This is a genomic window from Moraxella sp. ZY200743, from assembly GCF_050885545.1.
GTDB lineage: Bacteria > Pseudomonadota > Gammaproteobacteria > Pseudomonadales > Moraxellaceae > Moraxella > Moraxella haemolytica.
The window spans coordinates 1,409,887-1,435,542 of sequence record NZ_CP091313.1; the positions used below are offsets into that span (position 1 = coordinate 1,409,887).

Here is a 25,656-nt window from a genome sequence, read left to right on the forward strand (position 1 = left end):
CTTTAAGCCTAAAGCTTGTATTTAGAGTGCTGTAATTTTTATGTTTTTTTTTGGTTACATGGAGTGTTTGATATGTATACCTTTTTGGCAATGCTGCCAATCATCATTGTTTTTGTACTGCTGGTTGTCTTGCGACTACCCGCCAAGATAGCTATGGCGGTCGCTTATTTGGCAACAGCAACCTTATCTTTTTTTGTGTGGCAAACCAGTGGCAACCAAGTTGCTGCTGCCACCATTCATGGTGTTTTAACCGCAGCCAATGTACTATTTATCGTATTTTCGGCGATTTTGTTGCTCAACACCATCAAAGAGAGCCAAGCCATTGTCGCCATTCGTCAAGGCTTTATGGGTATCTCTCCTGATCGCCGTGTGCAGATGATTATCGTTGCTTGGTTGTTTGGCTCACTCATCGAAGGCTCAACTGGTTGGGGTACGCCATCAGCCGTTGGTGCACCCCTACTACTGGCACTCGGTTTTCCTGCGATGGCGTGCGTGATGGCCATTCTCATCATTCAGTCCACGCCTGTGTCTTATGGTGCAGTCGGAACACCCATTCTAATCGGTGTTAATTCAGGTCTTGAAAATAAAGAAGATGTCGGTACTGCCATCGCTGAAAAAGGCATTGCCTTTGGCGACTATATTGTACAAATCGGTGCAAATGTCGGCTTTATCCACTCTGTTGTTGGCTTCTTAATTCCGCTCATTTTGTGCTGTTTCTTGACCAAATTCTTTGGTGAAAAGCGTTCTTTCCGCCAAGGTTTTGAGGCGGCACCGTTTGCTATTTTTGCCGGTCTTGCTTTTACCATTCCTTATTTCTTGACCGCCAAATTCATCGGTCCTGAACTGCCATCATTAGTTGGTGCTATCGTTGGTATGGCGATTGTCATTCCTGCGGCAAAAGCAGGCTTTTTAACCCCAAAAAACACCTTTGACTTTGGCACTCATGAACAATGGGACGAAGAATGGAAAGGGTCGCTTGCCGCCACTAATATTGATGTCAATGAAAAAGCCAAATACTCTGTGTTGCGTGCTTTCATGCCATACCTACTTGTTATTGGCATCTTGATAGCCACACGCACCATCAAGCCACTAAAAGCATGGTTGAACGAAAACCTTGTAATCACTTTTAGTAATATTCTAGACACTTCCATCACCAACAAAACTCAGCTTCTATATTCACCAGGCACAACACTGCTACTTGTCTCCATCTTATGTATTTTCATCTTTGGCATGAAAGGCGATATGGTGAAAAAAAGTTGGGGTGCGTCATTTAAGACGATGTTAGCAGCCGCTCCTGCCCTGCTCTTTTCCATTCCAATGGTACAAGTATTCATCAACTCTGGCACGCCTGCCGATGTTGCTCAGCCGATACTTGCCATGCCAAGAGTGTTGGCAATCGGTGCAGCTGATGTATTTTCTGGAATGTGGCCAATCGTGTCGCCTTGGATTGGAGCACTTGGTGCGTTCATTGCAGGTTCGAACACTGTTTCAAACATGATGTTCTCTCACTTCCAGTGGAGTACTGCCGCCCAAATTGACCTAAACGCCATTGAAGCTGCCAAAGTCGTTGCTCTGCAAGCTGTTGGCGGTGCTGCTGGTAATATGATTAGCGTACACAATGTTGTTGCCGCCTGTGCGGTTGTGGGCATGGTAAACCGTGAAGGCTTTATTATTCGCAAAACACTCATTGCAATGACTTATTATGTCATCCAAGCAGGTCTTGTGGGCATGGCATTCATCTTTAACCCCATTTGGTGGATTGGAGCGGTTATCTGGCCTGTGGTGTTCTTTGGCACCATGAGCCTAACAGACAAGAAAAAGACCGCTTAAGACTTGCCTTTTGTTGTATTATTTTAAAAAAGCATCCATTTGTTAAATGGGTGCTTTTTTGGTTAATAAGTTAATGAAAAACACAATTTTTCATGTCTTATTGAGCACTTTTTATAATAGTAGCTTATTTATCTATATGTTAATAATGAAAAATGGTGTAAAATAAATGGTATTTGATTATTTTTGTATTCACGATTTTTAACAACTCTTTAAGGGTATAATTATGGCTGATTTAAGCAAAATTACCGAAATTGAAGACCTACGCCGTATTGCTGAGCGTAAAGTCCCTCGTATGTTTTATGACTATGTAGACTCTGGTTCATGGACACAAACCACCTATCGCAATAACGAAACCGACTTCGACCGTATCAAACTACGCCAGCGTGTGCTAGTGGATATGGAAGGTCGTTCACTTGCCACAAAGATGATTGGACAAGATGTACATATGCCTGTAGCAATCGCTCCAACAGGATTTACAGGCATGATGTGGGCAGATGGCGAGATTCATGCCGCTCGTGCTGCTGAGAAGTTCGGCATTCCTTTTTCACTCTCCACCATGAGCATCTGTTCAATTGAAGATGTGGCAGAAAATACCAATAAGCCGTTTTGGTTTCAGCTGTATGTCATGCGTGATAAAAAGTTCATGGAAAACCTTATTCGCCGTGCTAAAGAAGCCAAATGCTCTGCGCTTATTCTAACGGCAGACTTACAGGTTCTAGGTCAACGCCATAAAGACATCAAAAATGGCTTGTCCGCCCCACCCAAGCCAACCCTAAAAAACATTCTTAACCTAATGACTAAGCCTGAATGGTGCTTTAATATGCTAGGTACCAAACGCCATACCTTCCGTAACATTGTAGGTCATGCTGAAGGTGTAGGCGACCTATCTAGCCTGTCATCATGGACAGCCGAGCAGTTTGACCCTAGTCTAAACTGGGATGATGTCGCTCGCATCAAAGAGCTATGGGGTGGTCCACTCATCATCAAGGGCATTATGGAACCAGAAGATGCCATCTTGGCGGCTAAGTCAGGAGCAGACGCAATGGTCATCTCCAACCACGGTGGTCGTCAGCTAGACGGTGCACCTAGCTCCATCTCTACCCTAGCCGACTGCGTACAAGCAGTACAAGCCGAGAACAGTGCTTGTGAAGTATGGCTAGATAGCGGTATCCGCTCAGGTCAAGATGTACTAAAAGCCATCGCATTGGGAGCAAAAGGCACAATGATTGGTCGTTCATTCTTGTATGGTTTGGGGGCATATGGCGAAGATGGTGTCCGCCGTGCTCTGGAAATCATCTATAAAGAATGCGACATCACAATGGCGTTCTGTGGTCATACCAACATCAACACCGTGAATGAAGACATCTTTGTCAAGGGTACTTATGAGAACTTAAAAGCCTCCAACCCTCACATCACACCAATTCGCTGGTAACCCAACCAATAAAAAAGACCTTATTAATATAAGGTCTTTTTTATTGCCATCAATTACACAACAAACTACCAAACGGATATCATGGTGGCTTTTAAATGAATGGCAGTTCACTAATCTCACCACCCAATAAAACAGCCCTTCAATTAAGGGCTGTTTTATGACTAAGGTTTTGCAGATTTCGTAAGCATACCAAAACCTTGCCATCATCTATCCAAGACACTACGATTGACAGTAACTTTCGTATTGTCTTTTAGATAATGCAAATAGTCAGACCACTGGTCATCACCAATATTATCACGAATTATCATCGCTGCCTGCATACGCTCCACTGCCGAAATCTGTTCTACGGCTTGGTTGCTAACAGGTCCACCAATGATGACACTTGCACCCTGCTCAGTCTGCACTGACCAAATGTCATTTTTACCCGATTTATGAATAAATAGACTGGCTCGTTCTTGGATACTAAGATTGGGGCTTTGGCGAGTAGCGATACCAAAATTTGCCCCAGATGTCATCAGTGACTGAACACCAGAGACTTTAGCCTGCTCCGCCAATTTACTGGCAGCTGCCAATGCCAGTTCGGTCGCTGCTTTTTTGTGAAGCAACTCTTTAATCTGTGGCGTTGCTTCTGGTAATGTTAAAGGTCTGACCTCTTGGTGATTGGTTGATTGCACCCAGACAGTCTTGGTATCACCCAAAGTGATATTTGCACTCACTGCTTGATCTTGAATATTAAAATCATCAAATGCGGTATCAATCACCACAGGCTGTGATAATTCGGTGGTATTATTATTTTTTGGATAAGATTTAATAGATTTGGCAGGCAATGAAACTGTAGCAGCGATATCACTGATGCCCATGGCATCATTTGCCATGTTGTTAATCTTGGTGATCAACTCATGATAAGCTGCTTCACGCTTTTGCTTTAGTGCCATCTGCACAAGCTCATCACGCACACCATCAACTGTGATACTGCCCGCTTTAACCACCTTAAAAATCTGGTAACCAAAACTCGTCTGTACAGGTTGACTCACCCCACCGACTTTTAGCCCCGCTAAAGCAGCATTAACCTTGCCAGCGTCATTACCAAATACCGAAGGGTTGTATTTACCGATATAGCCACCTGACTCACCACTTGGATCATCAGAATATTGCTTAGCAAGCACCTCAAATGACTCACCCTTATCAAGTTTTGCCCTAATCTCGTTAGCTTTAGCTTTGGCATCTGAACCTGATAGTAGAATTTGTGATAGTTCACGACCATCACTCAAGCCATTTTTTTGTAGATAATTTGCAAATTGAGACACAATCTCCTCTTCGGTCGGTGCATCAACTTTTAACTCATCCATCGTCAGCTCAATATAGGTCAAATCCACCGATTCTGGGCGTATCAAAGACTCTTTATGTTCATTAAAGTATGCTTCGATTTGAGATTGAGAAACGCTTACTTGGTCGGCATAATCCTGCCAAGCAAAACGATGCACCCAAACCTCACGAGCCTCAAGTTGCAAATCAAGCAGGCGACCCACTTGAGAAGTAGGATAAATCGCCGTACCTAATATGCTTGCGGTTAGTTGTCTTATGCTAAGCTGTGTGCGAAATCTAGCGAACAACTCATCTTTGGTCAATCCGCTATAATCTAAAAATTGAGCGAATAACTCATTAGAAAATCTACCATCTTGCCAAAAGCTCTCATCTTGGGCTATCATCTGGCTGATGACCTCATCGGACACCGACATACCAAGCACTTGTGTTTGGTTTTGGAGTAACACACGATTAATGAGATCATCTAGCACCTCATCTGCCATTGCACGCTCGTTAATCATGCTTGCGTCATTGTTTTGTAAAAGCTGTTGGCGGTAGTTATTTAGCTCCGATTGATACACGCTCACATCAATAGTGCTATCGCCTGCCTTTACCAACTCATTTGTCCCAATGTGTGTCCCGCCATTCATGCCCTGCACGCCTAGAAACACCATTGGTAGCATGATTAGACCCATCGTGATGCGACCAGGCCAGCCGTGTAGAAAATCACGCAATTTATCCATAAAATTTCACTTACCGATTAAATTTTGATTAAAAAACTAAAACCTTACTATAATACGCTAAATCACAAAAATACTCAAAATGTTTTGCAAAATTTTGCCAAATATTCACAATACTCACCAATACCTGCACAAAAAACACCCTTTGCTGAACAAAGGGTGTTTTGATTGGCCAAGCCAATCGTCTAGCTAAGCAAGGTAAATTAGTTCACTGCGTCTTTTAGACCCTTGCCTGCTTTAAATCCTGGTACTTTGCTGGCAGCAATTTGTAATGATTCGCCAGTTTTTGGGTTGCGTCCAGTGCGAGCGGCACGCTCTTTCACACTAAAAGTACCAAAACCAACCAACACCACATCATCACCACGCTCAAGAGCGCCTTGTACGCTTGCAGTAAAAGCATTTAGTGCTTTAGTGGCTTGATCTTTAGTTAGACCTGCTTCACTTGCGATCGCATCTACCAATTCTGACTTATTCATATCAAGTTCCTCATGTGTTGAGTTAATAAAAATGATTCAATCACAGCGCCTAAAAATACTTCAAGCCTGTTAATTGTCATGCTCTTAGTATAGGGCGATTGCTGATGTGTGCATTGTATGACTATCAACAAGCATTTACAAGTAGATAAATGCAAAATTTCTCAAAATTTTACAAAATTGTGAGAAATTTTGTAAAAAATCACTCAAAATACCCACGAGTTATAGTCAATGCACGCACATTTCGTTGTTTGTTAGCGCAAACATTACTTACCATTTATAACAATACTTGGCTCAATATGCAAGATAATTTACATAATTTTATGTAACACAGTCAAAATTTTACCCAAAACAACCTTAAATTCAACACAAGCCCACAAGATTGTGCGTTTTTTAGTATTGATTTTGTGTTTTTAATGATTTTAGGATACAATCACATCAATTAGGTCCATAGACGAAGTGCATTAACCACACCAATCATCAATAGGGTTAAATCGCATTCGTCAGTACCACAATCTTAATTTTTAAATTAACTTAGGATAGATTTATGGCAGAAATCAATCATTCGCAACGCAGCACCCCCAGTCAACAAAAAAATACAGGTACTATCTCGCATGGCTTACTTAATGTTTTACTTGTATTTTTAGAATCCGCCATCACACTCATGCTAAGACCAAACCCAAAATTACGCCAACTCACATATCCACTAGCACAAGAAGAAGTGTTGGTATCAATACGCACCTACCTTCCCCATGTGCAGATATACGCTTCTTTTAGCCATCATGGTGTACTATTGGACAGCGAACTGCCCGCCCATAAAGAATCGGCGAACATTACTGTTAATGCCTACAGCTTTCAGCTTGCCCATATTCTGACCAATCACAGCATTCACACTGTAGATAAGCTACAAATTCGTGGCGATGCCATTCAAGTGGCTCAATTCAAAGAATTTTTAGTACAACTTGGTATCGGTGGCGTCATTGATCATTTGCTTCGGAAAACCAAAAAGGCAGAAAAGCCAGCGCCTGAGCAAAAAGCTGAAAAACTAGATGAATTAAAAAACAAAATCACCGAACAATCCCAAAAAATCAATGAGCTAACTACCCAAAATGCCAGACTCAGCACTCAACTGGGCGAAGCCAAAACCAAACAAAAAAGTACCTTTACAGGCTTTATTGTCGCAAGTTTAATTGCCATAGTCGCCCTAATTTCTCACTTTTTTGTATGATTTTATGCCATCGTTTCATTCATCATCCATGAGTTATGTTGCGTTGCGTTTGTCATCGGGCAATTTTCAATATTTTAAATAGAATTGGAGCAATGTTTTATCATCTATCATCATTCGCTTCAATTCTATTTTGATTGATTGTTTAAATCGTAGGATTTAAAAATAACAACAACAAAGTTTATAAAATAATCTTGACCTATTTACTCGGAATTATTATAATAAGCAAAAATTTTATAACTGATGTTCATTTTGCGAACTAGGCATTCTTAGGTATTTTTATGCGCTTAACCACACGCGGCAGATATGCAGTTACCGCCCTACTTGATTTGGCAGTACAAGAAAATCGCCATCAAGGTGCCATTTCTTTGTCCGACATCGCAAAACGCCAATCCATCTCAATTTCTTATCTCGAGCAACTATTTTCAAAGCTACGCAAAAAAGGCTTAGTAAATAGCACTCGTGGTGCATCAGGCGGTTACCACCTTGCCAAACCCTTGAATGAAATTGATGTCATGAGTATCATCACCGCAGTCGATGAAAGCGTGAATGCCATGCAATGTGGGGGTAAAGGTGATTGTCAAGATGGTGCCATGTGCTTAACACATGATTTGTGGCACAACCTATCTGCCCATATCGAAGCTTATTTGAGCCAAGTAACTCTTGCTGATTTACTACACTCAAAAAATACGCAAAATATCGCCGATCGTCAAGAACACAAACACCAAGAACATAAAGTTCAAAGCATTAAAAGTGACAAAAAAGACCAACAAATCAATACCATTAACTTACTTGGGGTAAAACCAGTATGAGCCAAAATTCCTTAATTTATTTAGATTACGCTGCCACCACACCAATTGCACAAGAAGTGGCTGACAAGATGGTCAAATACATGACCTTTGATGGCATATTTGGCAACCCTGCCAGTCGCTCGCACGGCTTTGGTTGGCAGGCTGAAGAAGCAGTTGAAAACGCTCGCCTACAGATTGCCGAAACTGTAGGTGCAGACCCTCGTGAAATCGTTTTTACCAGCGGTGCGACCGAGTCAGACAACCTAGCTTTAAAAGGCGTGGCACACTTCTACCACACTCAAGGTAAACACATCATTACCAGTCAAATTGAGCATAAAGCCATTTTGGACACTTGTCGCCAGCTAGAACAAGAAGGTTTTGAAATCACCTACCTAACTCCACAAGAAAGCACAGGCATCATCACGCCCGAACAAGTCGCTGATGCCATCCGTGAAGACACCATCTTGGTAAGCCTTATGGCAGTAAATAACGAGCTTGGCACCGTTACTGATATCGCAGCCATCGGTGAAATCACTCGTGAAAAAGGCATACTTTTCCATGTTGATGGTGCACAAGCAGTCGGTAAAATTAAAATCAATCTGGCTGAATTAAAAGTAGATTTGATGAGTTTTAGCGGTCATAAGATTTATGGACCAAAAGGCATTGGTGCCTTGTATGTCGGTCGTAAGCCTCGTGTGCGTATTAAAGCCGAACAGCACGGTGGCGGTCATGAGCGTGGCATGCGTTCTGGCACACTGGCAACTCATCAAATTGTCGGCATGGGTGAAGCATTTGCCTTGTCTGCCAAGCGATTTGATGAAGATCTTGCACACATCACACGCCTAAGAGATAAGTTGTGGAATGGCTTACAAGGCATTGAAGAGACTTATTTAAATGGTAGCTTTGAGCATGGCATTCCAAACATTTTAAATGTTAGCTTCAACTTTATCGAAGGCGAATCTTTGATGATGAGCCTAAAAGATTTGGCAGTATCATCAGGTTCTGCTTGTACCTCTGCCACACTTGAGCCATCTTATGTCCTTCGTGCCATCGGTCGCCCTGATGAATTAGCACACTCAAGCATTCGCTTTAGTTTTGGTCGCTATACTACCGATGAAGACATCGACCGTGTACTGGCTCAAATCACTGATGCAGTAAACAAACTGCGTGAACTATCGCCACTATGGGATATGTTTAAAGAAGGCGTGGATTTTAGCAAGGTAGAGTGGCAAGAACATTGATTTAACTTGTTAAATTCTGTGGGTCATTAGCCCACAAGCAACAAATATTGGTTATATTGATAATGATATGTTCATTTGCTAATGTTGTATTGGCAAATGAACACTATCTATCTTAGTACAAAAGCCCATGTTAATGTATTAAGCACTATATAAAAGTGATTTAACCAAACCGATTTTATATTGATCAGCATGGCAACATCTATCCAACCGCTGATTAGCTAAAGATAAAGACCAACTTTTTTATTTAAGCCAAGCAAATTATTTGCTAGCAACAAAGAGAGAAAACTATGGCATATTCAGACAAAGTCATTGACCATTACGAAAACCCTCGCAATGTAGGCAATCTTGACAAAAACGCCAAAAATGTTGGCACAGGTATGGTGGGTGCACCTGCGTGTGGTGATGTGATGCGTCTACAAATCCAAGTAGGCGATGATGGTATCATTACCGATGCCAAATTCAAAACCTATGGTTGTGGTTCTGCGATTGCATCAAGCTCGCTTGTTACCGAATGGCTAAAAGGTAAAAACCTAACTGAAGCCGCCGCCATCAAAAATAAAGACATTGCTGAAGAATTGGCATTACCACCTGTAAAAGTACACTGCTCTGTATTGGCAGAAGACGCCATCAAGGCAGCGATTGAAGATTATCAATCAAAATCCAACGCCTAATACATCACTATAATCATTGTGATACAACAAGCACACAGGAGAAGTTATGATTACACTAACCGAACGAGCGACCAAGCATGTCAAAGATTTTTTAGAAAATCGTGGAAGTGGTCAAGGTATTCGTGTGGGTGTACGAACGGCCGGTTGCTCGGGTCTTGCCTATGTGCTTGAGTTTGTTGATGAGCCAAACGATACTGACCAACGATTTGATAATGATGGCGTGAGCATCTTTGTGGATCAAAAAAGTTTGGTGTATTTAAATGGCTTGCAGATGGACTATGTGACCGAAGGTCTAAATTCTGGTTTTAAATTCATCAACCCCAACCAAACAGGTGAATGCGGTTGTGGTGAATCTTTCACGGTGTGATCATGGATACCAATAACTTTTTTGTTTTATTTGGGTTGCCAATTAGCTTTGATATTGATAAGAACAACCTAAAACAAGGGCTGCTATCTCTACAAAAGCAATATCACCCTGACCAAACAGGTCAAGACACAAAGCTGGCTTCCTTAATCAATCACGCCTATGACACCTTGTATCATGATGATAAGCGAGCTGCACATCTACTTAGCCTTTCAGGTATAGAGTGTAATCTAAACGCCTCCATTAACGATTGGGAGTTTTTAGATGAGATGATGGAATTTCGCATGGCACTAGACGACCTACAAAGCAGTAGTGAAATCCAAAATCTACTTGACACAATCAATAATCAAAAGGTGCAATACAATACACAGTTTAGTCAATGCTATCAAGCACACGATTGGCAAAATGCACAAAATACCGCACAAAAAATTCAATTCTTAGAAAAATTAGCGACTGATGTGCAACATAAACTCACCCAAAGTCTAAATACACATACCGATGATGGTGATTTGTATGTATAATACGCTTGTCCACATCATACTAAAGTTACAATCGGTGCGACAACAACTATTTTATTGTGGTGCTTGATCATCGGATACAAATTGGTCATCTAAAAGTCAGCCACCTTGTTTATTTATGCCTATTTTTGGGCAAATTAGCCAGCTTTTAAGAGATATCATGTCTTTATTGCAAATCAGCGAACCCAACCAATCCAAAAACCCCCATCAACACCGTTATGCACTGGGAATTGATCTAGGCACAACCCATTCGTTGATTGGTGTGGTGCGTTCTGGCAAAGCCGATGTGTTGCGTTTTGGCGATACGCCACTTTTACCATCAGTCGTGTACTATGGCGACAAATCTCCACGCCCTGTGGTTGGACTGACCGCCTTAACTTATGATGACGATAAAAATACCATCATCTCCGCCAAACGGTTCATGGGTCGTAGCAAGGCAGATATTAAGTTTTCCCACCCTTACACACTGTCTGGCAATAAACACACCATGCCTGCTTTTGTTACCGCACAAGGTGAAAAGTCTCCTGTGGAAACATCAGCACACATCTTATCACACCTAAAACGCCATGCTGAAGCCACATTGCCACCTGACAGCATTGCAGGGGCAGTCATTACCGTGCCAGCATATTTTGATGATGCTCAGCGTGCCGCCACTAAAGATGCTGCAACCGCTGCAGGCTTGACCGTGCTTCGCCTATTGAACGAACCTACCGCTGCTGCCATCGCTTATGGTTTGGATAAGAGTACATCAGAGGGTATCTACTTAGTATATGACTTAGGCGGTGGTACTTTTGATGTATCCATTTTAAGATTGTCTGATGGTGTGTTTGAAGTCTTGGCGACAGGTGGCAATAGTGCTTTAGGCGGTGATGATATAGACCGACTGATTGCCAACTATTTTATTAAAACAGCCAATCTTGACCCTGCTCAAATCAGCAGTCAAGAAAAAGCTCGCCTTGCCAGATTGGCTAAAACTCATAAGCAAGCCTTGAGCAATAGTCATGCCACCATGGTGGATATTGATATCGCAGGCACACCATTTCAGAGTATGTTAAATAACAACACTTTGGTTCAAATCATAGAACCTGTTACACGACGCACACTGCAAATTTGCCAACAAGTGTTACAAGATGCTAAGATCCAACCGTCAGAAGTTTGTGAGGTAATACTGGTGGGCGGTTCAACCAGAATGCCAATCATTCAAGATGCCGTCCAAGCATTCTTTCATAAAAAACCCCTATGCACGCTAAACCCTGATGAAGTCGTGGCACTGGGTGCAGCTCGTGTCGCTGATCAACTCATCAATAAAAAAGAAGACAATCTACTACTGCTTGATGTCACACCGCTGTCCTTAGGACTTGAAACGATGGGTGGTTTGACCGAAGTTATTATCCCAAGAAATACGCCAATTCCTGTGGCACGCCGTCAGGTATTCACCACACATCAAGACGGTCAGACAGGCATGGTCGTTCATGTCGTACAAGGCGAGCGAGAAACAGTTGCAGACTGTCGCACTTTGGCACGCTTTGAGCTACACGGCATTCCACCCATGAAAGCAGGTCATGCACGCATTGAAGTCAGTTTTCAGATTGACGCCAATGGGCAACTAACCGTCTCTGCCCAAGAGATCACGACAGGGGCACGCAGCCAGATTCAGGTCAGTCCAAGCTATGGACTTAGTATTGAACAACAAGAACAGCTACTACAAGCAGGATTCTTGTATGCCAATGAAGATAAACGCCTGCGTATGCTAATTGAAGCAAAAGTTGAAGCAGAGCGTGAGCTGATTGCATTGGATTCAGCATTGACTGAGTTTTCTAGCTTGATGACAGATGATGAAAAATCTTGCCTGCTATCTGCCATGCAAGCACTTAAAGACGCCATCAATGGCGATGACAAAAAAGCCATTGATACCGCTAACGCCAACCTAAAACCACTCAGTGATAATCTGGCTGCCATCATCATGGATCAAAACATCAAATCCGCTCTAAAAGGCACAAATACAGCCGATTGGTAATGGGTTAATTTAAACTGGTGTTTAAAAATTTAATACATTTAAAAAATCAACACAAATTGAGAGAATTTATGGTAACCGTAACCGTCCTACCCCATCATGAAATCTGCCCAGAAGGTGCTACTGTTGAACTAAACGAAGGTGAAAACCTATGCGAAGGTCTGCACAAAAATGGCATCAAAATTGAACACGCCTGTGATATGTCAAAAGCATGCACCACTTGTCATGTGGTCGTTCGTCAGGGCTTTGACAGCCTAGAAGAGATGGATGATATTGAAGGCGATTTGCTTGACAGAGCATGGGGGCTTGAACCAAATTCACGCCTGTCTTGTCAGTGTATCATCGCCAATGAGAATCTTACCATTGAAATCCCAAAATACACACTCAATCACGCTAAAGAAAACCATTAAGGCGATACCCGCCCAAACTTGGCAGTCATCAATAAGAACCCAACCAAAATCTGGCTGGGTTTTTTTATTCATCTTTATCAGTCCAAATAAAACTTAAATGGCAATGGCAAACTGCTTACAGCACCTACATTGCCAAGCCCTATCAAGTCTTTAACAATCAACTCAATCGTCAAAGGCAAAACATAATGCTCTAATTTTTGTACACGCAACCTTAAAGATTCTATCGTATCTGATGGCGACACAAACAGCACCGCCTGCGTTAGCACCTGTCCTGCATCAAGCTCAGTTGTTACCATATGCACGCTACAGCCATGCACAACATCGCCAGACTTTAGCACCCTTTTGTGCGTATCCAAGCCTTTATAATTGGGTAGTAGCGATGGGTGTAGATTAATCATTGGACATGACACGCCATCAATAAATTCCGCTGACAACACTCGCATGAACCCTGCAAGCAACACCAAATCAGGAGACCATTCACCTAGTAGCTCCAAAGCGTGCTTCTCAAAGGTTTTAATGCCCATTTTTTTGCCATTAGCTGTGTGTGATAACACAGCGGTACGAATGTTGGCATTTTTGGCACGAGTAATCGCATAAGCATCTGCCACATTACTAATCACACCAACAATCTCAATCGGCAAACAACCTGCTTGCATGGCATCAATCACAACTTGTAGATTAGAGCCATTACCTGATACCAAGACGGCGATTTTTAAGGTTTTCATCTGTTGTACCCTGTTTTTATACGACCCTATACAGTCTCTTTGAATATTTTTAGCAAATATAAAATAAAACCGCCAAATAATTGACGGTTTTAATTATTAGGCATACACCACCGCATCACGCTCACGAGAGACAATATCACCAATAACCCAAGCATCTTCCCCTTGAGCTTGTAGAAATTTTAATGCTTCATTCGCTTTCTTTTGTGGAACAACCAAAATAAAGCCAACACCGCAGTTAAAGGTACGATACATTTCAAGTATATCAATATTACCGCCCTTTTGTAGCCATGCAAATACTGCTGGTAACTGCCAGCTATTCGTATCTATTCTAGCCGACAAACTCTCTGGCAAAACACGGGGTAGGTTCTCTGTCAGGCCACCACCTGTGATATGTGCCATGGCGTGAATATTGGTGTTGCCTAATGACTTTTGCAAAGCATTCACTGACTTGACATAAATACGAGTCGGCTCCATCAAGGCACTTGCTAACGACACATCGCCAACCCGCTCATTTTCAACATCAACGCCCGTTACCTCAATGACTTTACGCACAAGAGAATAACCATTAGAATGTACACCACTAGATGCTAAAGCAATCAGCACATCGCCTGACTGCACATGCTCACCTGTAATGACCTCAGACTCCTCAACCACACCCACACAAAAACCCGCCAAGTCATAATCTTCATCTTGATACATACCGGGCATCTCGGCAGTCTCACCGCCAATTAGGGCACAATTTGACAACTTACAGCCATCGCCAATGCCCTTAATGACCGCTTCTGCTGTATCAACATTTAGCTTGCCTGTGGCATAATAATCCAAGAAAAACAATGGCTCTGCACCGCACACCAGTAGGTCATTGACACACATCGCCACCAAATCTTGACCAATAGTATCATGACGATTTAGGTCAAGTGCTAACTTTAATTTTGTGCCTACACCGTCCGTCCCTGACACCAAAAGTGGTGATTTGTAACCCTGTGGAATACGGCACAACGCACCAAAACCACCCAAACCACCAACAACCTCAGAGCGTGAAGTCGCTTTAGCTACAGATTTGATGCGTTGTACCAACATCTCGCCTGCATCAATATCTACGCCTGCATCTTTATAGCTAAGTGAAATTTGCTCGGTCATGTCTCTTTCCTTTGAAGTTGAGAAGTTGTTAAATATACCCCATTATACCAAAAATTTCCACCAAAAACCTTGCAAAAAACACCACCCCTAAAAAATATAAACTTTTTCAAAATAATTTCAAAAACCGTATGTATTTATCTATTATTTTTGTTTATCATATATCCACTGTTAAATAAACCAAAATATTCTTATGATGCACCGTACCATCGATCCATTTTTTCGCCGCTTATTCATTACAGCTGCTCTATGCCTACTTCTTTATGCTTTATATTTGATGAGAATTGTCATTGCACCATTTTTGGCAGCATTTATCTTGGCGTATTTTTTAAACCCTTTAGTCAATATCTTCAATCGGTTTTTGCCCAGAATCCCATCCATCATGGCAGTGTACTTATCCATTATTGTCTTACTCACTGCTTTAATGATTTGGCTTGCTCCTTTGTTATGGGCACAGCTTCAGTTGATATGGGAGTCTCTACCCGCTTCATTGAAATGGTATAATGAGGTTGTTAGACCTTGGTTGGGTCAATTTACTTCCAATAAGCTCTTAAAAATAGACCTTGAGGTAATCTCTAGTGAACTAAGTAACTTTGTTCAAACAAATTATCAATTCTCTGATGCACAAGTAGTCATTAAACGAGTATTAAGCTCAGGCATGAATGTCGCCAACAATCTAGGACTCATCATCATGATTCCGATTTTGACTTTTTACTTTTTAGCCAATTGGCACGAGCGACTACAAACTTGGCAAACCGCCATTCCCCGTGATTATGAACACAAAATCACCGCCATCGTCAAAGACTGTGATGAAGCACTCATGAATTTTGCCAAAGGACAATTTAGCGTCATGATTCTACTTGGGGCAATTTATGCCATACAGCTTGAGCTGATTGGTCTAGAGCTAGGACTTATCATTGGTATTGGTGCAGGTATTGCCAGTTTTGTACCCTATTTAGGCTTTGGTGTTGGTATTATTGCTGCACTGATTGCAGGATTTTTTCAGTTTGGTCTTGACTGGAAATGCCTATTATTGATTGTTGGTGCTTTTGGCATTGGACAAATTTTGGAAGGTTATGTCTTACAACCACTGCTACTGGGGAATAAAATCGGATTATCGGCACTATGGGTGATTTTCTCAGTGCTGGCAGGAGCATCTCTCTTTGGCTTTATCGGTATGCTCATTGCCCTGCCTGTGTCCGCACTTATCAATGTATTATTCCGCCATGCTTATGCTACATACCTACAAAGCAACTGGTATTTAGGATATAAGCAATCTAAACTATGGTAAAACAACAATTACCATAGTTTAAAATAAAAAGTAGTAAATCCGCTTGGCATTTTTTCTAAAAATGTGCTATATATAGACACATTAAAAAGCTGTTCGATAGCAAACAGCCACATAGGGTATAAACAATAACAACGCACATTGATGGGTATTTTTAATTGATGAATGATTTGACGCAACCTTCACTCAACCTAGATGTCAAACAGGACGCTAGCCTATCTGATTTTAGTAGTCAGGGATTCACCCCTGTGCTCAATGCCATACGAAAATTAGGACTTGGCAACCTAAGAGAAATTTTTATCATCGGTGATTATGGCTTTGGCAAAACACATCTTGCTGCCGCCATTTATCGCAACTACACTCAGACCTATAAAAAAACCGCCATCACACTTGCCTTAGGTAATATCATTGATACCGATGAGAATGCCAGTGCGTTGGTTGGGCTTGAAATGTTTGATTTGGTCATCATTGATGATTTACACTTTATTCATCGCAGTCGTGAATGGCAAGAAGGACTCTTTCATCTCATCAATCGCATCCGTGAACAAAACAAACAGATGGTCTTTTTGGCAACCGCTCCTGCCAGAGAGCTTGAGATTGGACTATTAGATTTGGTTACTCGCCTATCTTTAGCACCAACCTTTCGACTGCCAACCAACGAGAATATTGAAGACAGGCAAGCACTATTAAGCTCGGTACTGAAACGAAAGCACTGGAAACTTCCTGAACAAATATTTGACTATATGCTAACCAATGGTCCACGCAATGCAGGCGACATGATCCAAGTTTTAGATGAAATTTCACCCTTATTAACACATTTATCTCGCATTCAAGTGCCAAAAAAGACCATTGATGAGGCAAAGACAATCATCAACAAAGAGACCTTCTTGCTTGAAATCTCAGAACACAAACAAACCACTTCATAACCCTTTTATTTAAGATATTTCATAAAAGAGGTTAATTTTTTAAGGATGTTTTATGAAAATTTTGACCGCAGGCATCATCACTGCCTTATTAGCAAGCTCTGCTTATGCTGAGGTGCATCTATTGGTTGATGACAACATTAAAGTTACTGCCATCAATGGGCAAGAAATTCACCACAGCGTCCTACAGCCCTTAAAGCGTGAATTCACCTTACAAGCAGGTCGTCATGTCATCACCGCTCGCTATGATCGTCTATTTGACCTAACTCGTGGCGACCATGACTATCTAAAATCTGGCAATATCAGTGTCGTTGGCAACTTACAAGATAAGCAAAGCTATCAGTTAATCATGCCAAATCAGCCAAACAACTATACCGCCGCCAAAGAATTCATCAAATCCCCAACACTTGCCATCGTACAAAATGGTCAAGTACTCTCTCAAGAAAGCATCGCAGAAGAACGTACAGGCATATTAAGCTCCATCACCCAAAGCATCGGTGGTATATTTGGTCGTGGCAACAGTGCAATAATATCCAATCAAAAAGCCATCTCTGCATTAGAGACCCCTACCACACAACACTCTAGCAACAAGGAAAATCTAGATAGCTTTATGCAACTTTGGCTAAACTCTAGTGAAGAAGAGCGTGAAAAAATCCGTCAATGGATTGGTAAGTAACTTCGTAATTTCATCGTTTTTAAGCAAGCCTATCATTAGGTTTGCTTTTTTATAGGTATTGATTACCAGTAAATACAGGCTTAATAACAAGATGGCATAGAAACAAAAACTCACAAAATAAAAAACCATCACAAAATTTGTGATGGTTTTTGGTTATGGTTGGTATTAGATTATTTTGCTAATACTGATACATAACGGCGGTTAAATTGACCTTTGGTCTCAAACTTTACAACGCCTTCAGTTAGAGCGAATAAAGTGTGATCACGACCCATACCTACACCTTCACCTGCGTGAAATTCGGTGCCACGCTGGCGAACGATGATGTTGCCTGCAACAACATCTTGACCACCAAATACTTTTACACCAAGCATTTTTGGGTTAGAATCACGACCGTTACGAGTAGAACCTGCGGCTTTTTTGTGTGCCATGAGAATATCTCCTATGTGGATGCTTTAGAATCTAAAGTCATCAATGATGGTAATTAAGCGTTGATTGCTTTGATTTTTAGCTCGGTAAACCACTGACGATGACCTTGCTCTTTGTGGTAGTGCTTACGGCGACGGTGCTTAACGATACGCACCTTTTTGCCACGACCATGCTCAACCACTTCTGCTTCAACGCTGGCACCAGCAACAACTGGCTGACCAATTTTAATGTCAGCACCATTCACAACCATTAGTACATCTTCAATCTTTAGCGTTTCGCCTTTTTCAGCTTTTAATAGCTCAACTTTCAGAGTCTCGCCAACGCTAACACGGTGTTGTTTACCACCACTTTTGATTACTGCGTACATCTACATTCTCCATAAAAACCTGTGTGTCGTGACCACCCCTTGGTGGCACTTGATAACGAACACGACTAGGACATAAAAATGAAACGGTATTCTATCAAAAATTCATTGAAAATACAATAAAATTAACACATAAATATAAAAATTTTTGAGTAAATCCATCTTAAAACATATTAACCATGCCAGTTTTGTTATTTTTCCATCTTTATAATGATGATTTATTTTAAAAACACCACTTCATTATCAAGCTCATTACCACTGACATCATCGCCAGGATAATACCGGCGTAACAGTTCGCCAATTTGAGCGATCAAAGTCATTAAAGCAGTGGCGAAGTCGCCTGATTGACAAGATTGCAAGGCGGTCTGAGTAAGGTTTGTCCATACTGTTTCACCCACACAATCATCAATCCCCCTATCGGCGATGATCTCAAGATTATGTTCGCAGATATTAACATAAATCATCACACCTGTGTTCTCAGCGGTATCCCATACTCGGTGTGTACCAAATAACCCCAATGCACGCTCACGACAATCCACCCGATAAGCCTGACTAATAGGTAGGTGGTTTTCAATCACCAAATAAATCTCACCACGATGCCCAGATTCGGCATGAGTAATGGCTTGGGCAAGCCTGACTTTCAGCTCATCAGTTAACCATTGATTATGCAAAATTGGAACAAAACTTAGCTGTCGCCAAAGCCGAGATAAACTTTTGATTGAATGAATATACTGCATCTAACTTACCATCCTTTTAATCTCTACCAAATACAAATCATTTAATGCAATGATGACGCCAACAAGTAGAATTGTCAATCAGTCTTAAGTCTAGCACCAAAGGTCAAACAACATCAACCTACCAAGAGCCACCAGCACCACCGCCACCAAAACCACCGCCTGAGCCGCCAAAACCACCTGAACCAAATCCGCCACCGCCAAAACCGCCACCAGTCGGTAAAATAATAGAACCGCCGCCTGAGCCACCACGACCAGAACCAGATCTAAATAGCAACAAACACAACCAAACAACAAAGGCAATGGGAATTGACATGAATCCTGCACCCAGCATAAAGCCAAAAAAACCGATGCCCCCTGCAGTTAAAGTTGCTCCCAAAAACCTTCCCAAAATAGAAGTTAAAAATAGCCCAAACCACATTCCAAATATGAGCAACGCCATCAATGAGATACTTTCATCTCCATAGGAATCAGAAGCACTCCCTAACGCTTCATCAGCTCGCTTGATTGTCTCTGGATCGGCACGCAGCCTCTCACTAATACCATCAATTACGACTGACAAACCTTGAGCATACTGACCCATTTTAAAATATGGCGTAACATCATCACGAATCATGCGTTTAATGACAGCATCAGGCAATACACCCTCAAGACCATAACCTGTTAAAATATACAAATTGCGGTCATTGATGGCAACCACGATAAGCAGTCCCTCATCAGTGTCTTTTTTGCCAAGTTGCCAACGGTCAGCCACTGCCATCGTATAATCAAAAATAGGCATGCCTTGCGTACTAGGCACAATAACCAATGCCGCCTGTGCCAAATTGTCATTGTATAATGTGCGTAACTGCTTACTTAGGTGTGCTTTTTCATCAGGCGATAAAATATGAGCAACATCAACCACAGGCTCATTTAAGATAAGTTTATCATGCGTTACATTGGGTGCATTTGAGATGGTGGGCATCTCATTAGTAGCTGATTGTGCTTGGGTGATTTGGTTGTCATTTTGACCTGTTTGATTTTGACGAACAAGGTCTTTGACAGAATCACTCAAAGGCGACAACGCTACACCTGCCGTATCTTTTAGCACGCCTGCTACTGCTTGATTGCGATTGGAAACAATGGCGGTTGCTACCAACTCATCTTCTGTACTAACAGTTGGCGTTGTCGCTACAGATGAAGCGAATACCTGTGATGACATAGCCATACTAAGCACCAAAGGCATAAGCCAAGTGTTTGCATGAATCAGAGCCATCAGCCCACCTTTTTTTGGCATAACAACCACCTTATTGACCCATGGTAGCAGTGCCTGCATCAGATTCTGCTGTCGCCGCACCATTTGTTGGGGTTGACGCACCATTATTAAAGCTTACTGTCGGTGCTGTTGAGATGGCTTTTTCGTTCTCAACGCTGAAGTTTGGCTTAGCCTGCATACCAAAAATCATCGCTGTTAGATTGGTTGGAAATTGACGCACAGTAGTGTTATAATCTTGAATATCTTGGATATAACGCTGGCGAGCCACCGTAATACGATTTTCAGTACCTTCTAGCTGAGCTTGTAGGTCTTGAAAAATCGCATCCGCTTTTAACTGCGGATAATTCTCCGAAATCGCCATCAAACGAGATAAAGCACCTGTCATCTGAGCTTGAGCTTCTTGATATTTTTGCATGGCGATAGGGTCGTTTAGCGTCTCTGGAGTAATCTGTGCACTGCCTGCCGCCGCACGCGCTGCTGCCACTTCATTAAAAACGCCTTTTTCATGCTCAGCATAACGCTCTACCACTGACACAAGGTTTGGTACTAGGTCAGCACGGCGTTGATATTGGTTTACTACCTCAGACCATGAAGCGGCAACTTGTTCGTCTTGGGCTTGTAGCGAGTTATAGCCACAACCTGATAAGACAACACAGCTTGCTAATAACACAGCGGTAGTTACTTTTTTTAAAGATTTCATCTTATTTTCCTTATAAATTAGACAACCAGACATCACGATGATAAAGATGGGTTAGCCATGCTTAATCAAGATGGTGCGTTGAGAGTTAATCATCAGGGAAATAACATCTTAGCTCACTCACTAAAATACCCCCATCATTCTCAAAATCCACCAATCTGACACTATAATGGCAATCTTTATCTCAAAAAACAAGTCAAAACACCAAATCGTACACAAGCATAACATGATTATTAAACTTTAAAAAGGCTTTGACACATTCATTCATCAATGCCAATCAATCAATATGGGGATTTATAGAAAAATTGGATCACAGCACCACCGACCACTTTTTACCTAAAAATCAAATTTTTTTGTAAAAAAATACCCCAAAAGTGCAAATTCTGCTAGCATTTATTGCAAAAATATGGCAAATTCAAACATAAGATTTATGCTTGATGAAAAAGCGATAAAAAGTGTCTATTTGATACAGTCAGACCTATTTTTATATTTATTTGTCAAACATAAATCCCGTTTTTTTAGTGAAACATTTGAAACTATTATCAACTTTCGTTTTATCTCTATGACCAAGGAAAAGTTATGGAAAATTTTATTAACTGGTTAAATGGCATCATTTGGAGTCCTGCATTAATTTATTTATGCTTGGGTGCCGGTCTATTTTACTCCATCATGACCCGCTTTGTACAAGTGCGTATGTTTAAAGAGATGATTGCCCTCATGTTTAATGGCACCAAAAGTGCTGAAGGCATCTCATCATTTCAAGCCTTCGTGGTGGCACTTGCCAACCGTGTGGGTGTGGGTAACATCGCAGGTGTGGCCGCAGCGATTGGCTTTGGTGGTCCATCGGCAGTATTTTGGATGTGGGTGGTGGCATTCCTAGGGGCATCAACTGCCTATGTTGAATCAACCATGGCACAGATTTATAAAGAAAAAGACCCAGTTACTGGTCAGTATCGTGGTGGTCCTGCCTATTATTTTGAAAAAGGCTTGGGTCAAAAATGGTATGCCATCATCTTTGCCATCTCAATGGTGATCGCTTGTGGTCTATTCCTGCCTGGCGTACAAGCCAACGGTATCATCAGTGCTGTAACTCGTATTACAGGCGACGGCAGTCCGATGAACTTTTTTGGCATAGAAACAGGCTCACTGCGTGTGGTTGTCATGTCAATTGTGGTACTTGGATTGGCAGCGATTATCTTTGGTGGCATTAAGCGTATCGCTCGAGTAGCGGAGTTTATCGTACCATTCATGGCGTTAGGCTACATCATTTTAGCCATTCTTATCATGATTATGAACCTAGATAAAGTCCCTATGGTCTTTAGTCTTATCATGAGCGACATTCTAAATCCAATGGCAGGCTTAGGTGCGGCAATCGGTTGGGGTGTAAAGCGTGGCGTGTATTCAAACGAAGCAGGTCAAGGTACAGGTCCTCACCATGCAGGTGCTGCTGAAGTGCAACACCCTGCACAACAAGGCTTGGTGCAAGCGTTTTCTGTTTATGTAGATACGCTAATCGTTTGCTCATCAACAGCATTCATGATTTTGACCATGGGAACATACAACATCCAAAATGAAAAAACCAAAGAATTCATTTTGGTTAACATAGATAAGTCAACAGAAATCGGCACTCCTGCTTTCACACAGATGGCACTAGAATCTACCTTTGGTACATTTGGGAACTACTTTATCGCCATTGCCGTATTCTTCTTTGCTTTTACTACCGTCATGGCATACTACTATATCGCTGAAGTTAACATCGCCTACTTAACTCGTCATAAAGACAAGGCTGTACAAAAACTTGCCATGTGGCTACCAAAAATCACGGTGGTTTTAATGGTTGCTTACGGCAGTTTAAACAGTGCAGGTTACATCTGGAACTTAGGTGATATTGGCGTGGGCATGACCGCATGGCTAAACATCGTTGGTATCTTGGCAATGTTCTTTATGGCAAAACCAACTTTGCGTGCTTTGGCAGACTACGAAACCCAGAAAAAATCTGGTGTAACCAACTACACCTTTGACCCTGTAAAACTAGGCATTAAAAATGCCACCTTCTGGGAAGAAAGACTTAAGAATAAATAACAATTAAGCCTAACAACCCCAATTAAGCCCTTGCATTTGCAGGGCTTAATTTTTTTATCTTTTAGATAAGCTCCCATTCTTATGTTTATCCATAAGTAAGTGTATTTTAACCAAATATCTTAACCTACCAAAAATAAGCCAATAAATGCAGATGATAAATCCAAGCCCCAATCAATCCCACATTTTTACCCAACCATCATGATTGATAGAATGATTTAGGCAGTTTCCAAGAAAAACCGCCACCCAACAATGGTGGCGGTTTTTTATCAACCTAAGAACACTGATTAATCAAACTGTCTTAGTGCTGACTCAAAGTCTTGACGAGAAGTCTGTCCAAGCATTACATTGGTTAGCTTACCTTCTTGATACATTAAAAGTGCAGGTGGTCCCATCAGCTGATAACGAGAAAGTAAAGCACGGCTATCATCACTCACTTCGGTGATGTCAAATTTTACCAACTGAACCTGTGCCATGCCATCGGGTCGATTCATGAATAGCTCTCGATCCATGATACGGCATTCTATGCACCAATCTGCCGTAACATCAACAACCACTTTATCTCGAGTAGATAAAATCCCATCAAGCTCATCTAAGGTTGTAATGTGGACATCAGAGTAGTTTTCCTGCACTGATGATTCCATGGATAATTTAGCAAGCGGTCTCCAAGCATCAACCGACCCCATGCCGGCACCCACCATTAGACAGCCTGCCCACAACATCGCTAGCAACGCCAAAGCATAGCCAACCCACGCTGTCAATCTCCATAGCCATACGCCGACCATCGCAAACCACACCGCCCACAGTAGCAGTACCCACACCGATATAAAGACACGCTCCACCATCGATACCGCCACCGCCAAAAGCAGCAGACCGCATAATTCCTTTACTCGAATCATCCAGCCACCTGCTTTTGGCATCAAGCGACCTTGTGCCATGCCAATCAGTGCAAGTGGTACCGACAAACCAACCCCTAATGCAAACAACGCCAAAAATCCAAATAGCACACTACCACTGACCGATACCGCTGCCAAAACCCCTGCCATTGGTGCAGACACGCAAGGCGATACCACCAAAGCAGACAGCATACCTGATAAAAAACTACCCCCAACTCGACCTAAACGGTCATCTGCCATCTGCGAGACACCTTGTAGTTTTTCACGAATAGCGGTAGGAAGTCCCACACTAATGGCATCAAACATATACAAAGCAAGTATGACAAATAATAGTGCAAAACCAATGAGTACTGCGGGGTTTTGAAGGTAACCCATCACATTGATTGCCCTACCAAACCACGCAATAATCGCTCCAAGTATCCCATAGGAAGTTGCCACCCCCAAGCCATAGGCTGATGATAGCAATAGACCTTTTTTGGTATTTAGCGTGTTTTGTCTAGCGACAATATTCGCCACAATAGGAATCATTGGATAGACGCAGGGCGTCAAAGAAAGTAATAGCCCTGCCAAAAATAACAACCCGATGGCAAGTACAGGGTTATCATGAATACCAAATGGATCATACACCTGCTCAAGGTCATGATTGAGCTGATAGCGTTGAGCAGTCTTAGCCACTGGCGTTATTTCATCCACCAGCTGACCATCAGAAACATTTACCTCAGATTCATCGCTCATCTTGTCCATCTGTGATGACAGTACAGGCTGTACGATGTTAGGCAAAGCAGTATCAGCACTCTGTTTTGTTGTTGTCTTGGTATTATCTATATCGGTAGGCTTTTTCGCTTGCTCTGTTGCAGATGCCAACTCTTTTTTTGATGGCTGGCTTGATGATGCCCGACTGATAGCTTGAGCTTGTTTTTGGGCGGAAGCTGACTTTGTTGAGCCATCTGCCAAGCTGTCTGATGAACCTTGCGGTAAATTTAGCTCAAATTTGCTTAGCTCTGGCGGATAACACAGACCTGCTTTTGCACAGCCCTGCCAACGCAACGATGCTGTGGTCTCGCTACTTGCACCAGTCAGCACTGCTCTTGCCACCACATCCTCTTCAAATACCGCCACACGCCCAAAGGTTGGATCATCCATCATGGTTGCCGTTTTGTCAAACTGCCATTTAGATGCCTGCACCCCATTTGGCAATCTTAAAGAAAGTTTATCACGATAGAGATAATGCTCTGGCGTTACCCTAAAGACCGCCACAATCTCCGTACCCTCAGTATGTACTTTAACCTTGAATGCTTCATGTACCGGCAAAAATCTCTGAGATTTTTGCCCAAATAGTGCCGACAAACCTTCACCCTGAGCAGTAGCTGGTGCCGATGCGCCAAGCGTAACAACCATCAAAGCACAGATGGCAGACTTGAACAATGCGGAATGAGACATAA

The 25,656-nt window shown here is 42.1% G+C and carries 24 protein-coding genes; 14 read left to right on the forward strand and 10 right to left on the reverse strand.

The genetic code is table 11. The features are described from left to right. Window positions 1-72 precede the first annotated feature (72 nt). Together L3D27_RS06825 and L3D27_RS06830 are read left to right on the forward strand one after the other, a co-directional pair. Window positions 73-1,830 carry an L-lactate permease gene (locus L3D27_RS06825; protein ID WP_432480737.1) on the forward strand — a complete coding sequence of 586 codons (1,758 nt, stop codon included), beginning with the start codon at window positions 73-75 and terminating at the stop codon, window positions 1,828-1,830. A 223-nt stretch (window positions 1,831-2,053) separates the two neighbouring features. Further along, the gene (locus L3D27_RS06830) at window positions 2,054-3,262 is read left to right on the forward strand and encodes an alpha-hydroxy acid oxidase (protein ID WP_284673000.1); all 1,209 of its coding nucleotides are present in this window, start codon (window positions 2,054-2,056) and stop codon (window positions 3,260-3,262) included. A 203-nt stretch (window positions 3,263-3,465) separates the two neighbouring features. On the opposite strand, the gene L3D27_RS06835 is transcribed toward L3D27_RS06830, so the two are convergent. Both L3D27_RS06835 and L3D27_RS06840 read right to left on the reverse strand, forming a co-directional pair. Further along, window positions 3,466-5,310 carry a SurA N-terminal domain-containing protein gene (locus L3D27_RS06835; RefSeq protein ID WP_432480738.1) on the reverse strand — a complete coding sequence of 615 codons (1,845 nt, stop codon included), beginning with the start codon at window positions 5,308-5,310 and terminating at the stop codon, window positions 3,466-3,468. Between the two features lie 200 nt (window positions 5,311-5,510). Further along, window positions 5,511-5,783: an HU family DNA-binding protein gene (locus L3D27_RS06840; protein ID WP_373628408.1), complete on the reverse strand. Its 273-nt coding sequence runs from the start codon at window positions 5,781-5,783 to the stop codon at window positions 5,511-5,513. A 544-nt stretch (window positions 5,784-6,327) separates the two neighbouring features. Here L3D27_RS06840 and L3D27_RS06845 point away from each other — a divergent pair. The 8 genes from L3D27_RS06845 (at window position 6,328) to fdx (ending at window position 13,014) form a co-directional block, all read left to right on the forward strand. Further along, window positions 6,328-7,008 (forward strand): hypothetical protein, encoded by a 681-nt coding sequence (locus tag L3D27_RS06845; RefSeq protein ID WP_432480740.1) that lies wholly within the window; start codon window positions 6,328-6,330, stop codon window positions 7,006-7,008. Between the two features lie 278 nt (window positions 7,009-7,286). Next, window positions 7,287-7,817, forward strand: a complete 531-nt coding sequence (locus tag L3D27_RS06850) for an Rrf2 family transcriptional regulator (protein ID WP_432480741.1) — start codon at window positions 7,287-7,289, stop codon at window positions 7,815-7,817. Further along, window positions 7,814-9,037, forward strand: coding sequence for an IscS subfamily cysteine desulfurase (locus L3D27_RS06855; RefSeq protein WP_432480742.1), 1,224 nt, complete (start codon window positions 7,814-7,816; stop codon window positions 9,035-9,037). Before L3D27_RS06850 ends, L3D27_RS06855 begins: the two co-directional genes overlap by 4 nt. A 287-nt stretch (window positions 9,038-9,324) precedes the next feature. Beyond that, window positions 9,325-9,708: a Fe-S cluster assembly scaffold IscU gene (gene iscU / locus L3D27_RS06860; protein WP_284673006.1), complete on the forward strand. Its 384-nt coding sequence runs from the start codon at window positions 9,325-9,327 to the stop codon at window positions 9,706-9,708. A 46-nt stretch (window positions 9,709-9,754) separates the two neighbouring features. Continuing rightward, the gene (gene iscA / locus L3D27_RS06865) at window positions 9,755-10,075 is read left to right on the forward strand and encodes an iron-sulfur cluster assembly protein IscA (protein WP_284673007.1); all 321 of its coding nucleotides are present in this window, start codon (window positions 9,755-9,757) and stop codon (window positions 10,073-10,075) included. Between the two features lie 2 nt (window positions 10,076-10,077). Continuing rightward, window positions 10,078-10,593 carry a Fe-S protein assembly co-chaperone HscB gene (hscB, locus tag L3D27_RS06870; RefSeq protein WP_432480743.1) on the forward strand — a complete coding sequence of 172 codons (516 nt, stop codon included), beginning with the start codon at window positions 10,078-10,080 and terminating at the stop codon, window positions 10,591-10,593. Window positions 10,594-10,750: 157 nt separating this feature from the next. Beyond that, window positions 10,751-12,607: a Fe-S protein assembly chaperone HscA gene (gene hscA, locus L3D27_RS06875; protein ID WP_432480744.1), complete on the forward strand. Its 1,857-nt coding sequence runs from the start codon at window positions 10,751-10,753 to the stop codon at window positions 12,605-12,607. 68 nt (window positions 12,608-12,675) lie between these two features. After that, window positions 12,676-13,014 (forward strand): ISC system 2Fe-2S type ferredoxin, encoded by a 339-nt coding sequence (fdx, locus tag L3D27_RS06880; RefSeq protein WP_284673010.1) that lies wholly within the window; start codon window positions 12,676-12,678, stop codon window positions 13,012-13,014. 77 nt (window positions 13,015-13,091) lie between these two features. Here fdx and purN read toward each other — a convergent pair whose 3' ends face one another. Together purN and purM are read right to left on the reverse strand one after the other, a co-directional pair. Continuing rightward, window positions 13,092-13,739, reverse strand: coding sequence for a phosphoribosylglycinamide formyltransferase (purN, locus tag L3D27_RS06885; protein WP_284673011.1), 648 nt, complete (start codon window positions 13,737-13,739; stop codon window positions 13,092-13,094). 96 nt (window positions 13,740-13,835) lie between these two features. Beyond that, complete coding sequence (purM, locus tag L3D27_RS06890; RefSeq protein ID WP_432480745.1) at window positions 13,836-14,879, reverse strand: phosphoribosylformylglycinamidine cyclo-ligase; 1,044 nt, start codon at window positions 14,877-14,879, stop codon at window positions 13,836-13,838. 190 nt (window positions 14,880-15,069) lie between these two features. Here purM and L3D27_RS06895 point away from each other — a divergent pair, with 190 nt between their 5' ends. The 3 genes from L3D27_RS06895 (at window position 15,070) to L3D27_RS06905 (ending at window position 17,763) form a co-directional block, all read left to right on the forward strand. Continuing rightward, window positions 15,070-16,167, forward strand: a complete 1,098-nt coding sequence (locus tag L3D27_RS06895) for an AI-2E family transporter (RefSeq protein ID WP_432480746.1) — start codon at window positions 15,070-15,072, stop codon at window positions 16,165-16,167. A 158-nt stretch (window positions 16,168-16,325) separates the two neighbouring features. After that, window positions 16,326-17,090 carry a DnaA ATPase domain-containing protein gene (locus L3D27_RS06900; protein ID WP_432480747.1) on the forward strand — a complete coding sequence of 255 codons (765 nt, stop codon included), beginning with the start codon at window positions 16,326-16,328 and terminating at the stop codon, window positions 17,088-17,090. Between the two features lie 52 nt (window positions 17,091-17,142). Continuing rightward, window positions 17,143-17,763, forward strand: a complete 621-nt coding sequence (locus L3D27_RS06905; protein WP_284673015.1) for a DUF2057 family protein — start codon at window positions 17,143-17,145, stop codon at window positions 17,761-17,763. A 170-nt stretch (window positions 17,764-17,933) separates the two neighbouring features. On the opposite strand, the gene rpmA is transcribed toward L3D27_RS06905, so the two are convergent. The 5 genes from rpmA to L3D27_RS06930 all read right to left on the reverse strand — a co-directional run bounded on the left by rpmA (window position 17,934) and on the right by L3D27_RS06930 (window position 21,242). Next, window positions 17,934-18,191 carry a 50S ribosomal protein L27 gene (rpmA, locus tag L3D27_RS06910; protein WP_003659274.1) on the reverse strand — a complete coding sequence of 86 codons (258 nt, stop codon included), beginning with the start codon at window positions 18,189-18,191 and terminating at the stop codon, window positions 17,934-17,936. Window positions 18,192-18,244: 53 nt separating this feature from the next. After that, the gene (rplU, locus tag L3D27_RS06915; RefSeq protein WP_036366243.1) at window positions 18,245-18,556 is read right to left on the reverse strand and encodes a 50S ribosomal protein L21; all 312 of its coding nucleotides are present in this window, start codon (window positions 18,554-18,556) and stop codon (window positions 18,245-18,247) included. A gap of 215 nt (window positions 18,557-18,771) precedes the next feature. After that, a complete protein-coding gene (locus L3D27_RS06920) occupies window positions 18,772-19,290 on the reverse strand; it encodes a TPM domain-containing protein (protein ID WP_373628398.1) in 519 nt (172 codons plus the stop codon). 118 nt (window positions 19,291-19,408) lie between these two features. Further along, window positions 19,409-20,542 (reverse strand): TPM domain-containing protein, encoded by a 1,134-nt coding sequence (locus L3D27_RS06925; RefSeq protein ID WP_432481890.1) that lies wholly within the window; start codon window positions 20,540-20,542, stop codon window positions 19,409-19,411. A 31-nt stretch (window positions 20,543-20,573) separates the two neighbouring features. Next, the gene (locus L3D27_RS06930) at window positions 20,574-21,242 is read right to left on the reverse strand and encodes a LemA family protein (protein ID WP_432480748.1); all 669 of its coding nucleotides are present in this window, start codon (window positions 21,240-21,242) and stop codon (window positions 20,574-20,576) included. A 576-nt stretch (window positions 21,243-21,818) separates the two neighbouring features. Between L3D27_RS06930 and L3D27_RS06935 the strand changes: the two genes are divergently transcribed. Then, window positions 21,819-23,321: an alanine/glycine:cation symporter family protein gene (locus tag L3D27_RS06935; RefSeq protein ID WP_432480749.1), complete on the forward strand. Its 1,503-nt coding sequence runs from the start codon at window positions 21,819-21,821 to the stop codon at window positions 23,319-23,321. 284 nt (window positions 23,322-23,605) lie between these two features. Here the strand turns inward: L3D27_RS06935 and L3D27_RS06940 are convergent, their stop codons facing one another. Further along, window positions 23,606-25,654, reverse strand: coding sequence for a protein-disulfide reductase DsbD domain-containing protein (locus L3D27_RS06940; protein WP_432480750.1), 2,049 nt, complete (start codon window positions 25,652-25,654; stop codon window positions 23,606-23,608). Window positions 25,655-25,656 lie beyond the last annotated feature (2 nt).